At 68.3% G+C, this 13,550-nt stretch carries 13 protein-coding genes; 3 read left to right on the top strand and 10 right to left on the bottom strand.

The features are described from left to right. Positions 1-3: 3 nt before the first annotated feature. The 4 genes from RT282_RS06905 to RT282_RS06890 form a co-directional block, all read right to left on the bottom strand. Entirely contained in the window at positions 4-504 is a 501-nt protein-coding gene (locus RT282_RS06905) for an NAD(P)H-dependent oxidoreductase (RefSeq protein ID WP_313312846.1), read from the bottom strand. A 25-nt stretch (positions 505-529) separates the two neighbouring features. Next, positions 530-2,368 carry an acyl-CoA dehydrogenase gene (locus RT282_RS06900; RefSeq protein WP_313312842.1) on the bottom strand — a complete coding sequence of 613 codons (1,839 nt, stop codon included), beginning with the start codon at positions 2,366-2,368 and terminating at the stop codon, positions 530-532. Between the two features lie 83 nt (positions 2,369-2,451). Further along, on the bottom strand, positions 2,452-2,850 hold the full coding sequence (locus tag RT282_RS06895) for a c-type cytochrome (protein ID WP_313312841.1): 399 nt from the start codon (positions 2,848-2,850) through the stop codon (positions 2,452-2,454). Next, complete coding sequence (locus RT282_RS06890; protein WP_313312840.1) at positions 2,847-3,419, bottom strand: ferritin-like domain-containing protein; 573 nt, start codon at positions 3,417-3,419, stop codon at positions 2,847-2,849. The genes RT282_RS06895 and RT282_RS06890 overlap by 4 nt, the downstream gene beginning before the upstream one ends. Before the next feature lie 190 nt (positions 3,420-3,609). Here RT282_RS06890 and RT282_RS06885 point away from each other — a divergent pair, with 190 nt between their 5' ends. Both RT282_RS06885 and RT282_RS06880 read left to right on the top strand, forming a co-directional pair. Continuing rightward, positions 3,610-4,317, top strand: coding sequence for an RNA polymerase sigma factor (locus tag RT282_RS06885; RefSeq protein WP_313313982.1), 708 nt, complete (start codon positions 3,610-3,612; stop codon positions 4,315-4,317). Between the two features lie 272 nt (positions 4,318-4,589). Beyond that, entirely contained in the window at positions 4,590-5,789 is a 1,200-nt protein-coding gene (locus RT282_RS06880; RefSeq protein ID WP_313312839.1) for an MFS transporter, read from the top strand. A 168-nt stretch (positions 5,790-5,957) separates the two neighbouring features. Here the strand turns inward: RT282_RS06880 and RT282_RS06875 are convergent, their stop codons facing one another. The 5 genes from RT282_RS06875 to RT282_RS06855 all read right to left on the bottom strand — a co-directional run bounded on the left by RT282_RS06875 (position 5,958) and on the right by RT282_RS06855 (position 11,764). Next, complete coding sequence (locus tag RT282_RS06875) at positions 5,958-7,133, bottom strand: acetyl-CoA C-acyltransferase (RefSeq protein WP_313312838.1); 1,176 nt, start codon at positions 7,131-7,133, stop codon at positions 5,958-5,960. A gap of 51 nt (positions 7,134-7,184) precedes the next feature. Next, entirely contained in the window at positions 7,185-9,284 is a 2,100-nt protein-coding gene (locus RT282_RS06870; protein WP_313312837.1) for a 3-hydroxyacyl-CoA dehydrogenase NAD-binding domain-containing protein, read from the bottom strand. Between the two features lie 146 nt (positions 9,285-9,430). Further along, positions 9,431-10,087 carry a maleylacetoacetate isomerase gene (maiA, locus tag RT282_RS06865; protein ID WP_313313980.1) on the bottom strand — a complete coding sequence of 219 codons (657 nt, stop codon included), beginning with the start codon at positions 10,085-10,087 and terminating at the stop codon, positions 9,431-9,433. A gap of 20 nt (positions 10,088-10,107) precedes the next feature. Continuing rightward, positions 10,108-11,121 (bottom strand): fumarylacetoacetate hydrolase family protein, encoded by a 1,014-nt coding sequence (locus RT282_RS06860; RefSeq protein ID WP_313312835.1) that lies wholly within the window; start codon positions 11,119-11,121, stop codon positions 10,108-10,110. 97 nt (positions 11,122-11,218) lie between these two features. Continuing rightward, on the bottom strand, positions 11,219-11,764 hold the full coding sequence (locus tag RT282_RS06855; protein WP_312306564.1) for a VOC family protein: 546 nt from the start codon (positions 11,762-11,764) through the stop codon (positions 11,219-11,221). 108 nt (positions 11,765-11,872) lie between these two features. Here RT282_RS06855 and RT282_RS06850 point away from each other — a divergent pair, with 108 nt between their 5' ends. Continuing rightward, positions 11,873-12,778 (top strand): LysR family transcriptional regulator, encoded by a 906-nt coding sequence (locus tag RT282_RS06850; RefSeq protein ID WP_313312826.1) that lies wholly within the window; start codon positions 11,873-11,875, stop codon positions 12,776-12,778. Positions 12,779-12,849: 71 nt separating this feature from the next. On the opposite strand, the gene RT282_RS06845 is transcribed toward RT282_RS06850, so the two are convergent. Next, positions 12,850-13,545 carry an ABC transporter ATP-binding protein gene (locus RT282_RS06845; protein ID WP_106846682.1) on the bottom strand — a complete coding sequence of 232 codons (696 nt, stop codon included), beginning with the start codon at positions 13,543-13,545 and terminating at the stop codon, positions 12,850-12,852. Positions 13,546-13,550 lie beyond the last annotated feature (5 nt).

Genomic DNA, 13,550 nt, shown 5'->3' with positions numbered 1-13,550 from the left:
CGGTCAGAACACGCCCAGCGCCAGCCCCGCGGCCAGGGCTTCGCCCAGCGCGCGGCAGCGCTCCAGGTCGCCCGCGCCGATGCGCTTGGGCGCCAGGATGGCCTCGGGCGTCTGCGCATGGGTGCAGACGATGAGCGGATCGGCCACGGCCTTCAGGCGCCAGCCGGTGGCGATGCGCGCGATCTGCCGCGCGGCGTTCTGCCCGTCGCTGCCGGCGCAGACCAGACTGGCGTAAGGCCGGCCGTTGATGCGCTCCAGTGCCGGGTAGTAGCAGCGGTCGAAGAAATCCTTGAGCTGGCCACTGACGGCGGCCAGGTTCTCGGGCGTGGCGAACAGGTAGCCGTCGGCGGCCAGCACGTCCTCGGGGCCGGCCTGCGCGGCGTGCAGCAGCCGCGCCTGCACCGCCGGCTCACCGTCCGCGCCTGAGCGCGCAGCCTCGGCCATCTGGGCCGTGCCGCCGGTCAGCGAGTGGTAGACGATGAGCAGGGTCTTGGTGCCAGACATGCCGGCATTGTGGCCAGGCGGCCGGTCAGAAGGCGTCTTCGGCCAGGGCGGCGCAGGTGGCGTCGCGCTCGCGCACCACCTGCAGCCAGGCACCGATGCGCGGCAGTTCGTAATGGAAGAAATAGCGGCAGGCGCCCATTCTGCCTGCGTTGGCAGCTATCGAAAGAGAAGCGTCCCGGGCCAGCACGGCATGGGCCATGTCCAGCCACATCCAGGCCAGGACCACGTGGCCGAGGGCCTGCATGTAGGGCACGGCGTTGGCCAGCGCCTCGCCAGGGTTGCCGGTGGCCCAGGCCGCCCGGGTGGCGTCGGCCACGTCCTGCAGCGCCTGATCGAGCTGCTGCGCGTAGGGCGCCAGCGCGGGCACCTGCCGCGCCTTTCCTATCGTGGCGCCGACGGTGCGCGCCAGCAGCTGCAGTCCCGCGCCGCCCTGCATCACCACCTTGCGGCCCAGCAGGTCGGCGGCCTGGATGCCGTGCGTGCCCTCGTGGATCATGTTCAGCCGGTTGTCGCGCCAGTACTGCTCTACGGGGAAGTCGCGCGTGTAGCCATAGCCGCCATGGATCTGGATGGCCAGGCTGTTGGCCTCCAGGCAGTTCTCGCTGGGCCAGCTCTTGGCGATGGGCGTCAGCACTTCCAGCAGCAGCCGGGCGTCGGCCGCCGTCTGCCCCTCGCCCGTGCGGCCTTCGTCCACCAGGTGCGCGCAGTACAGGTTCAGCGCCAGCGCGCCCTCGCACCAGCTCTTTTGCGCCAGCAGCATGCGCTTGATGTCGGCATGCTCGATAAGGCGCACCTGGGGGGCGCTCGCGTCCTTGCCGCCGCTGCCGACGGGGCGGCCCTGCAGGCGCGTCTTCGCGTAGTCCAGGCTGGCGTAGTAGCCGGCCAGGCCCAGCATGGTGGCGGCCATGCCGATGGAGATGCGCGCCTCGTTCATCATGTGGAACATGCACTTCAGGCCCTCGCCCGGCTGGCCCACCAGGTAGCCGATGGCGCCCGCGCCGCCGCGCACCGGGTACTTGCCCTCGCCGAAGTTCAGCAGCGTGTTGGTCGTGCCGCGCCAGCCCAGCTTGTGGTTCAGCCCGGCCAGGGCCACGTCGTTGCGCTCGCCGGTCAGCCGGCCCTCGGTGTCCACCAGATGCTTCGGGCAGATGAACAGCGAGATGCCCTTCACGCCCGGCACCAGCTTGCCGTCCGGCCCCGGGATCTTGGCCAGCACCAGGTGGACGATGTTCTCGGTCAGCTCATGGTCGCCGCTGCTGATCCACATCTTGTTGCCGCGCAGGCGGTAGCGCGGGCCCAGCGGGTCGGCCATGTGGTCGTTGCCGTCGGGTTCGGCGCGCGTGGCGATGTCCGACAGCGACGAGCCTGCCTGCGGCTCGGACAGGCACATGGTGCCGGCCCAGCGGCCGTTGAATTCGTTGGCGGCAAACACCTGCTGCTGCAGCGGCGTGCCGTGCACCAGGATGGCGTTGGCGTTGCCCGTAGTCAGCAGGTTGGAGCCGATGCTGATGGACGCGCAGGCAAAGAAGCTGTTGGCCGCCGACTCCACCACGTAGGGCAGCTGCATGCCGCCCAGCGCGTAGTCCTGCGCGGCGCCGAGCATGCCGCTGTCGGCATAGGCCTGGCGCGCGTCGTGGGTGCACTGCGGCAGGATGACCTTCTCGCCGTCGAAATGAGGCTCCTGCGTGTCCACCGTGCGGTTGAAGGGTGCGTACTTCTCGCGCGCGATGCGCTCGCAGGTGTCCAGCACGGCGTCGAAGGTCTCGCGCGAGTGGTCGGCGAAGCGCTCACGCGCGGTGAGCGTTTCGGCGTGCAGCCAGTCGTGCAGCTGAAAGTCGAGGGTGGTGCGCAGGGAGGTGGTCATGCGGGAAATTATGAAAGCCAGCGCCCCCCAGACGTGTCCGCTGGGCGACGGGCGACGGGCGCGCACCACCGGCCCGCCGGCGGTCAGCGCGCTGGCGCGCCGGCCTTGCGGCACTCTGGCGAACCGTTGGCCTGCCTGAGGTAGGCGATCAGGTCACTGCGTTCCTTGGCGTCCGGGACTCCGTCGTAGGTCATGGTCGTGCCTGGAACCACCTTCATGGGCCCGGCCAGGAAGCGGTCCAGCGTCTTTTCGTCCCAGGTGAGGCCGGAGTTCTTCATGGCGTTTGAGTAGGCAAAGCCGGGCACCGAGCCCGCCCGCCGTCCCAGCAGGCCGCAATGGCGCGGCCCCACGCGGTCGTAGGCCAGGGCATGGCAGGCCACGCAGCGGGCGTAGACCTGCTCGCCCGCGCGTGTGTCTGGCGCTGCCTGCGCTGCCACGGCAAGCGGCAGCACGCCCAGCAGCAACCACCGCCGGGCAGTCATGACACGAAGGCCACGGGGACGGGCGCATCGCCCACCGCCTGGCGCAGCACCGCCCAGTGCATGGCCTCGTCGCCCAGGATGCTGGCCGCCGCCTTGGACAGGTCCCGGTTGCCAAACAGGGGGACGGCGCCAAGATAGGCGCTGACGGCGCCCTGCTCCAGCCGCGCCGCAAAGCGCAGCACATCTTCCTGGGACTTCAATTGGTCAGCCGGAAAGTTATACGCAGACTTGGCAACGACTGGCTTGCCGCCCAATTTCTCGATCGTCTTTGCCAGCAGATCGGCATGCGCCTTGTGGTGACCCTGGAAGGTCACGGCCAGGTCCAGCACCGGCGGCTGCAGCAGCTTGCTCTCCGCGCCCAGCTGGTAGGCGGCGATGGCCTCCAGCTCGGCGCCCAGGGCGGTGTTCAGGATCTGCGTGTCCTGGGCCTTGCCGTCGCCGGTCTTGGCTGCCAGCGCGTCGCGGCCGGCCAGCAGCGCAACGGCCGCCCCCGACAGCAGCAGGCCGGACTGGCCGAGGAAGAGGCGGCGGGCCTCCTGAGGACGGGTGATTTGCAGAAACGACGACATGACGATCTCCTTCGTGGGTGACGAGGCCTGCGACGGGCGTCGGGAAATCTGGCGTCCGAGCCAGGCGCTCATCCATTGGACGGAACGGCGCGCCGCCACGTTCCGGCCCTGCCGGCGGTATGGCTGGTGCGCCGGCCCGCGCCGGAACGCGCCGCGCGGGACCACCATCTCATCGTCACAGGAGCCGCACATGCCACACACCCACACCTCGGCCCGCAGCGCAGTAGCCGCCGATGCATCGGATCTGGAACTCGCCTTCCGGTCCGCCGGCGGTGACGAGCTGGCCTTCGAGGCCATCATGCGGCGCCACAACCGCCTGCTGTTTCGCACCGCGCGCGCCATCTTGAAAAGCGATGCGGATGCCGAGGACGTGGTGCAGCAGGCCTACCTGCGGGCCTGGCAAGCGCTCGGCGATTTCAGGGCGGATGCCAAGCTGTCGACCTGGCTGGTGCGCATTGCGGCCAACGAGGCTCTCGGGCAGCTGAGGCGCCGCCAGTTGAAGGTCGTGCCGCTGGAGTCCGCGATGGCATCAACCGAACAGATGGATGACGAATGGCAGCAGGACGACCGGGATCTCCGCCCCGAGCGCACAGCCATGCGCGCGGAGCTGCGTCGCATCATGGAGGCGCGCATCGACATGCTGCCCGACAACTTCCGCCGGGTCTTCATGCTGCGCGGCGTGGAAGAGCTGAGCGTGGAGGAGGTCTCGCAGATATTGGAGATCCCCGAAGCGACGGTGCGCACGCGCTTTTTCCGCGCGCGCAGCATGCTGCGGGAGGGCCTGTCGCAGGACATGGACATGGCTGTCGGAGATGCCTTCAACTTCGACGGAGAGCGCTGCAATCGCATCGTGCTCTCGGTGAGAGCGCTGCTGTCAGGCAGGCCGCAAAACCCCTGATCGGCGCGGACCTCCCGAAACATTGGCTGCTAGAAAAGCGGGCTCCCTCGCCGGGAGAGCTCGTGAGCGAGCAATCCCGGGCGTGCGGCCGGGCCAGGGCCTCGCCAGCAGACAGCTCGAGGGATGAGCACAATACGCGGTTTGCCCGCTCCACCCGGCGGACCTGGCCCAGCGGGAGACACCTGCCCGCCGGCTGCTGCCCACGTCGGTGGCCCGGCTCCACCGCCCCTTTTCTCCTCTTGCGGAGCCCCTGGCGGCTCCGGCGCGCTCCTATGTCTCCTGCATTCCGGTCCCTCTGCCTGCTGAGCTTCGCCATGGTCGTGGGGGTGATGGGCACGGCGCTGATCAGCCCGTTGTACGGCCTATACCAGGAGACCTGGCACCTGCAGACCGTGGAGGTTTCGCTGATCTACGTGATCTACATGGGCGGTGCGCTGTGCGCCCTGCTGCTGTTCGGGCGGCTGCCGGACGTGTTGGGCTTTCAGAAGACGATGACCTGGGCCCTGGCGGCGATCTGGCTGGGCACGCTGGCGTCCATGCTGGCGTGGAACGCGGTCTCGCTCACGGTGGGCCGGTTCATCGTCGGCGCGGCGTCGAGCATGGTGACCACCAGCGCCTCGCTGGGTTTCCTGCATGTGGCGCCACCGGAAAAGCGCAACCGCATGGCCATGCTCAGCAGCATCCTGATCGCCTTCGGCTTCGGCGTGGGGCCGCTGATGGGCGGCATCCTGGGCCAATGGGCGCCCGCGCCGCTGGTCACCACCTACGTGCCCACGCTGGTGCTGGCGCTGCTGGGCATCGCCGGGCTGCGCCGGGTGCAGGTGCACCCCCACGACAGCGCCGCCGCGCAGCGCCGCCGGGCGACATGGGCCGACATCGTGCCCCGGCTGACCTGGCCCGCCGCCCAGGACTCGGGGGTCTTCCTGCTGACCTGCACCTTGCCCTTCGTCGCCTTCGGCGTGTTCGGGCTGTACGCGTCGATGCTGCCACTGTTCCTGGACAAGATGGTGCCCTGGCACGGGCCGGTGGTGAGCGGCACGGCGGTGGCGCTGATTCTGTTCGCCTCGTCCGGCTTTCAGCTGCTGGCGCGCCGCGTGCCGGTGCGCTGGACGGGCGTGGCCGGGCTGGTGGCGCTGGCGGCCAGCAACGCCCTGCTGCTGGCCAACCTGCTGGCCGGCTCCACCGTGCTGTTCTTCAGCGGCGTGCTGCTGACGGCGCTGGGCCATGCGCTGACCATGCTGGCGGGCATGACCATGATCAACAAGATCGCCACGGCGCACAACCGCTCGGGCCTGCTGTCGACCTACCTGGTGGTGGGCTACATCGGCTCCATGGCGCCCATGCTGGGCATCGGCTGGATCGCCGATCGCTGGGGCATGAACGTGGCGCTGGCGTGCTTTTGCAGCGCGGTGGTGGCCATGGGCTGCGTAGCCGGGTGGCTGTTCCAGGCCCACCCGCGCACCCGGGGTTGAGCCGGCCCGGCGCGCACACTGCCGGTATGGATAAAAAACGGCTCCAGCGCCCGTCAGTCAAGCGCGAGCAGCTATCAAAAACAAAGCAAACGCCCCGCGCAGACGGCAAGCCTGCGCGGGGCGTGAGGGGGCGCCGGCCAGGGCGCCCGCGGGTGGCTGCCGGCGTGCTTACAGCACCTCGAACACCCCGGCCGCGCCCATACCGCCGCCGATGCACATGGTCACGCACACGCGCTTGGCACCGCGGCGCTTGCCTTCGATGAGGGCGTGGCCCGTCAGGCGCTGACCCGACACGCCGTAGGGGTGGCCCAGGGCAATGGCGCCGCCATTCACGTTCAGGCGGTCGGCGGGAATGCCCAGCTTGTCGCGGCAGTACAGCACCTGCACGGCAAAGGCTTCGTTCAGCTCCCACAGGTCGATGTCCTGCACCGAGAGGCCCAGCTTCTTGAGCACCTTGGGCACGGCGAAGACCGGGCCGATGCCCATCTCGTCAGGCTCGCAGCCGGCCACGGCAAAGCCCAGGAAGCGGCCCAGGGGCTTCAGGTTGTTGCGCGCGGCGTAGTCCTCGCCCACCACCACGCAGGCGCCGGCACCGTCTGAAAATTGGCTGGCGTTGCCGGCCGCGACCACGCCGCCGGGCAGTGCGGGGCGGATTGCGCTGATGCCTTCCTTGGTCGTGCCTTCGCGCGTGCCTTCGTCCTTGGAGACGGTGACTTCCTTGGTGATCAGGCCGCGCACCTTGTCGGCCACGCCGGCGATGACGGTGATGGGCGCGATCTCGTCGTCGAACTTGCCGGCGGCCTGGGCGGCGCAGGCCTTTTGCTGGCTGGCGGCGCCGTACTCGTCCATGGCGTCGCGGCCAATGCCGTAGCGCTTGGCGACCTGTTCGGCGGTCTGCAGCATGCTCCAGTAGATCTCGGGCTTCTTCTTGGCCAGAGCCAGGTCCTGGATCATGTGCAGGTTCATCTCCTGCTGCACGCAGGAGATGCTCTCCACGCCGCCCGCCACGTACACGTCGCCCTCGCCGGCAATGATGCGCTGCGCGGCGGTGGCGATGGTCTGCAGGCCGGACGAGCAGAAGCGGTTAATGGTCATGCCCGAGGTGGTCACGGGCAGGTCGGCCATCAGCGCGATCTGGCGCGCGATGTTCATGCCGGTGGCGCCTTCGGGGTTGGCGCAGCCCATGATGACGTCATCGACGGCGGCCGGGTCGATGCCGGCGCGCTGCACGGCAGCGCGCACGGCGTGCCCGCCCAGCGTGGCGCCATGGGTCATGTTGAACGAGCCCTTCCAGCTCTTGGCGAGCGGTGTGCGGGCGGTGGAAACGATCACTGCGGATGTCATGTGCGAACTTCCTTGCAAATCTGGTCGAGGGGTGCAACGCAATGCGTTTCGTCAAAAGCCCTTGCCTTCGGCCACCAGGCGCTCGATGAGCGGCGCCGGCTGCCAGAAGCTGGCGTCGTCCTGCGGGTTCTGGGCAAAGCGCTTCATGGCCTGGGCGACGCTGAACAGGCCGACCTCGTTGGCATAGTTCAGCGGGCCGCCGCGGTGCACCGGGAAGCCGTAGCCGAAGATGTAGACCACGTCGATGTCGCTGGCCTTGTTGGCAATGCCTTCTTCCAGGATGTGCGCGGCCTCGTTGACCAGCGAATACACCAGGCGCTGCACGATCTCCTCGTCGGAGATCTTGCGCGGCGTGATGCCGAGCGACTGGCGGTGCTCGGCCACCATCTGCTCGACCTCGGCGTTGGGGATGGCGTCGCGCTTGCCGGCCACGTAGTCGTACCAGCCCTTGCCCACCTTCTGGCCGAAGCGGCCGCGCTCGCACAGCAGGTCGGCCGTCTTGCTGTACTTCATGCCCGGCTTCTCGACGGCGCGGCGCTTGCGGATCGCCCAGCCGATGTCGTTGCCGGCCAGGTCGCCCATGCGGAACGGGCCCATGGCGAAGCCGAACTTCTCGATGGCCTTGTCCACTTGGCTAGGAGTGCAGCCTTCGTCCAGCAAGAAGCCCGCCTGGCGGCCGTACTGCTCGATCATGCGGTTGCCGATGAAGCCGTCGCACACGCCGGAGACCACGGCCGTCTTCTTGATCTTCTTGGCCACGGCCATGACGGTGGCCAGCACGTCGTGGGCCGTCGCGTCGCCGCGCACCACCTCCAGCAGCTTCATCACGTTGGCCGGGCTGAAGAAGTGCAGGCCCACCACATCCTGCGGACGCTTGGTGAAGCTGGCGATCTGGTTCAGGTCCAGCGTGGAGGTGTTGGAGGCCAGGATGGCGCCGGGCTTCATGACCTCGTCGAGCTTCTTGAAGACCTGCTCCTTCACGCCCATGTCCTCGAACACGGCCTCGATCACCAGGTCGGCGTCCTTCAGATCGGCGTAGTCCAGCGTGGTGGTCAGCAGGGCCATGCGCTGGTCGTACTTGTCCTGCTTCAGCTTGCCCTTCTTGACCTGCGCCTCGTAGTTCTTGCGCATGGTGCCCACGCCGCGCTCCAGGGCCTCCTGCTTGGTCTCGAGCATCACCACGGGGATGCCGGCGTTCAGGAAGTTCATGGCGATGCCGCCACCCATGGTGCCGGCACCGATGACGGCGACCTTCTTCACGTCGCGCTTGCGCGTGTCGGCCGGCACGTCCGGGATCTTGCTGGCGGCGCGCTCGGCGAAGAACAGGTGGCGCAGCGCGCGCGACTCGGCCGTCCACATCAGGTTGATGAACCGCTCGCGCTCACGGGCCAGGCCATCGTCGAACTTCTTGTTCTTGGTGGCGGCCTCGACGGCGTCCACGCACTTGGCAGGCGCGGGGAAGTTCTTGGCCATGCCCTTGACCATGTTGCGCGCAAACTGGAAGTACGCGTCGCCCTGCGGATGCTTGCAGGGCAGGTTGCGCACCAGCGGCAGCGGACGGGTGTCGGCCACGCTCCTGGCAAAGGCCAGGGCTTCCTCGGCCAGGCTCTCGGGCGAGGCGGCCAGCTTGTCGAACAGCTTCTGGCCGGGCACGGAGGCAATGAACTCGCTCTTTACGGCCTCGCCGCTGACGATCATGTTCAGCGCGGCTTCCACGCCGATCACGCGCGGCAGGCGCTGCGTGCCGCCGGCGCCAGGCAGCAGGCCCAGCTTGACCTCGGGCAGCGCCACACTGCAGCCGGGCGCGGCCACGCGGTAGTGGCAACCCAGGGCCAGCTCCAGCCCGCCGCCCATGCAGACGCTGTGAATGGCCGCGATGACCGGCTTGGCCGACTGCTCGATGGCGGCGATCACGGTGTGCAAATTGGGCTCGGCCAGCGACTTGTCAGTGCCGAACTCCTTGATGTCCGCGCCGCCGGAGAAGGCACCGCCGGCGCCGGTGATGACGATGGCCTTCACGCCGGCATCGGCCTGGGCCTTGCCCAGCCCGTCGACGATGCCCTGCCGCGTGGCCAGGCCCAGTCCGTTGACCGGCGGGTTGTTCAGTGTGATCACGGCCACGTCGCCGTGGACCTGGTATTCAGCGCTCATGCGGGCTTTCCTTCGCGGTTGAGGGAGGGGAAAAGTACGGTCGTGCGTTTTTCATTGTAGGCAGAGACCGACGATTCGCCGCATGCGCTTTGTCCCCGGTGGGACAAGCGCGCCGCGCAGGATGGGAGGGCCCTACCCCCGTTTTTTCAAGCGGCGTCCGGCTGGCGCTCCGGCGCCGCCTGCTGGAAGGCTGGCAGCTCCTCACACGCGGCCACGATGCGGGCGATGGTGGGGTAGCCGTCCAAAGGGCAGTTGAAGCGCCGGGCGTTGTAGACCTGGGGCACCAGGCAGCAGTCGGCCAGGCCAGGCGTGTCGCCGTGGCAGTAGCGGCCGGTGGCGCTGCTGGCGGTCAGCGACTGCTCCAGCGCCGATAGGCCCACGGCCACCCAGTGGGCGTACCAGGCGTTCTTGGCCTCGTCATCCACGCCCAGGGTGTGCTTGAGGTAGGCCAGCACGCGCAGGTTGTTCAGCGGGTGCAGGTCGCAGGCGATGGACTGGGCCAGCGCACGCACGCGGGAGCGGCCCAGGGGGTCCTGCGGCAGCAGGGGCGCGCCGCCGTGGGTTTCATCGAGGTACTCAATGATGGCCAGCGACTGCGTCAGCACGGCGGCGCCTTCGCCTTCGCCATCCTGCAGTGCCGGCACCAGCTCCTGGGGGTTGGTGGCGCGGTAGGCGGCGCTGTGCTGCTGGCCGCCGCCCTGCAGCAGGTGCACGGGCACGGTTTCCCAGGCCAGGCCCTTCAGGCCCAGAGCGATGCGCACGCGGTAGGCGGCGGAGCTGCGGAAGTAGGAATACAGCTTGATGGTCATCGCACTCGTCCTGCTCAGGCCGCGCTGGCGGTGTCGACCTGGTTTTCGATGGTGCCGAAGATGCTGCGGCCCTGCCCGTCCAGCATTTCGATGCGCACCACGTCGCCGTGGCGCATGAAGGGTGTGGCGGGCTTGCCCTGCTCGATGGTTTCGTAGGTGCGCACCTCCGCCAGGCAGCAGTAGCCCACGCCGCCATTGGCGATCGACGAGCCCCACAGGTTGCCCTGCTTGTTCGACACCGTGCCCGAGCCGATGATGGAGCCGGCGCACAGGGTGCGCGTCTTGGCCACGTGGGCCACCAGCTGGCCGAAGTCGAACGTCATGTCCACACCGGCGTTGGGTTTGCCGAACAGTTCGCCGTTCAGGTGCACCTGCAGCGGCAGATGCACCTTGGCGCCCTGCCAGGCATCCCCCAGCTCGTCGGGCGTGACGGCCACGGGGCTGAAGGCGCTAGCGGGCTTGCTCTGGAAGAAGCCGAACCCCTTGGCCAGCTCGCCCGGGATCAGGTTGCGCAGCGACACGTCGTTGACCAGCATGACCAGGCGGATGGCCTGAGCCGCCTGCTCAGGGCTGGCGCCCATGGGCACGTCGCCGGTGACAACCGTCACCTCGGCCTCGAAGTCGATGCCCCACTCCTCGCGCGCCACCACCGCGCCGCGCGGCGGGATGAAGCCGTCGCTGCCGCCCTGGTACATCAGCGGGTCGGTGTAGAAGCTGGCCGGCACCTCGGCGCCGCGGGCGCGGCGCACCAGCTCGACGTGGTTGATGTAGGCCGAGCCGTCGGCCCACTGCCAGGTGCGCGGCAGCGGCGAGTGGCAGGCAGCCTGGTCGAAGGCCTCGCCCTGGTCGGCGCCGCTGTTCAGCGCATCGTAGACCTGGCGCAGCTGCGGCTCGGCGCGCTCCCAGTCGTCCATGGCGGCCAGCAGCGTGGGGGCAATGGCCGGCACGGCGCGGCAGCGCGCCAGATCACGGCTGACGACGACCAGGGTGCCGTCACGGCCGCCTTGTTGCAGGGTGGCAAGTTTCATGGTGCTGTCCGTCCGTAGTTCTTTTAAGGGTCAAAAAGGGCTGCAGCCCGCGCCATTCAAGCGCGGGCCGCTATCAAAACCGCAGTACGGGCGCGTGTCAGCCCTTCAGGCTGCCGTCGTGCATCCAGGCGGCATGCTTGGGCGCCTTCTTGGTGGCGGCCCATTCGTTGAGCATGTCCCACTTCACCTCGTCGAGCTTGCGGTTCATCTCGTCAGTGGCCGTGTCCACGGCCAGCTCCAGCCGGTGGCCGCTGGGGTCGCGGAAGTAGATGGAGCGGAAGATGGTGTGCTCGGTCGGGCCCACGACCTGGATGCCGTCGGCCTCCAGCCTGGCCTTCACCTGCATCATGATCTCCTCGGACTCCACCTTCAGCGCCAGGTGCTGCGTCCACGCGGGGGTGTTGGCGTCGGCGGGGCTGAGCATCTCGGCCTTGGTCGGCAACTCGAAGAACGCCAGCACGTTGCCGCCGCCGGCGTCCATGAAGATGTGCATGTAGGGGTCGGGCTCCTTGGTGGAGGGCACCTCGTCCTCGGCGATCGCCAGGATGAACTTCATGTCGAGGTACTTCTGGTACCACTCCACGGTTTGCTTGGCGTCCTTGCAGCGGTAGGCAACGTGGTGGATGCGCTGGATCAGGCTCATGGCGGTCGGTCTCCTGGGTCGGGTGGAATGCGATCAGCAGGATGTATTACAGCCCCGGCGATTTATCATGGCAAACGAATTTTCGTAATCTATTTATCAGACCATCTCATGAATGTGACGCTACGCCAGCTCCAGGCCTTCGTGGCCGTGGCCGACACCGGCAGCTTCACGCTGGCGGCCGAGCGCCTCTTTGTCACTCAGTCGGCGCTGAGCGCGCTGATCAAGGAGCTGGAGCAGTCCCTGGGTCTGCGCCTGTTCGACCGCAGCACGCGCCGGCTGCGCCTGTCGGCCACGGGCGCCGAGCTGTACCCGCAGATCGACAAGATCCTGCACGATCTGGGCGGCGTGATCAGCGAGGTGGGCAACTTGAAGGAGCTGCAACGCGGCAGCGTGCGTGTGGCCGTGCCGCAGCTGCTGGCCTGCACGCTGCTGCCGGGCCTGATGGCGCAGTTTCGCCAGCTGCACCCCGGCGTGCATCTGCGCCTGGTGGACTGCGGCGTGGAGAGCGTGACGGCGCGCGTCTTCTCCGGTGAGGTGGACATTGGCGTGGGCCCGGAGCGCGAGGCCAATTCCGACATCGCCGCGGCGCAGCTGTTTCGCCTGCCCTTCATGGTGGTGCTGCCGCCCGGCCACGCGCTGGCGCGGCGCCGGCGGCTGCGCTGGGACGACCTGAGCGGCCAGCCCCTGATCACCCTGCAGGGCCAGTTCACCGAGCTGCTGGTGAGCGATGTGGGCGAGGCCGCGCGCGGGCTGAACAAGGAGGCCTTCACCCAGGTGACCTTCATGACCACGGCCCTGGCGCTGGTGCGCGCCGGCCTCGGCATCACCCTGTGCGTGCCCTACGCGCGGGCGCTGGTGGAGCAGCACGGCCTGGTCATGCGGCCCATCGGCACACCGGTGGTGGAGCGCAGCTTCTGGGCCTTCACGCGCCGCGGGCGCTCGCTGTCGCCGGCGGCGCAGAAGTTCCTGGACTTCCTGCATGAGCGCCTGCAGCAGCCCGAGGCGTTCCGCTGACGCTCATCTTTCAATAGCTTCCCGCGCTTGTCTGGCGCGCGTTATAAGCCTTTCTTATATAAAAAAAAGACCTAGACCTCCAGCCACTCCTTGCGCACGTGGCTGTCGGCCCGCAGCGCGTCGGGCGTGCCCGAGAACACGATGCTGCCGTGGCCCATGACCAGCGCCCTGTCGGAAATGGTCATGGCAATCGTCAACTTCTGCTCGATCAGCAGCACCGAGATGCCCTTGTCCTTGAGGCGGATGAGGTACTCGCCCACCAGTTCCACGATCTTCGGCGCCAGGCCTTCCGTGGGCTCGTCGATGATGATCAGGTCGGGGTCGCCCATCAGCGTGCGGCACAGGGTCAGCATCTGCTGCTCGCCGCCGGACATGACGCCGGCCTCGATGTTGCGCCGCTCCTTCAGGCGCGGGAACATGTCGTACATGTCGTCGAACGACCAGCGGCTGCCGCGGCCGTTGCCCTTCTGGCCCAGCAGCAGGTTCTGGTGCACCGTCAGGTTGGGAAAGACGTCGCGACTCTCGGGCACGTAGCCCAGCCCCAGGTGGGCGATCTCGTAGGCCTTGCGACCCTTCAGGGGTGCGCCCTTCCACTCGATACCGCCCTCCCAGTCCACCAGGCCCATGACGGCCTTGGCGGCGGTGGAGCGGCCGGAGCCGTTGCGCCCCAGCAGCGCGACGATCTCGCCCGGCCGCACGTCGAAGTTGACGCCGTGCAGCACGTGGCTCTTGCCGTAGTAGGCGTGCAGGTTCTCGATCTTCAGCATGTTGT

The organism is Pulveribacter sp., from assembly GCF_032079985.1.
Taxonomy (GTDB): Bacteria; Pseudomonadota; Gammaproteobacteria; order Burkholderiales; family Burkholderiaceae_C; genus Melaminivora.
Note: the sequence above shows the minus strand (reverse complement) of the source record. Positions and strands in the feature narration are given on the sequence as shown.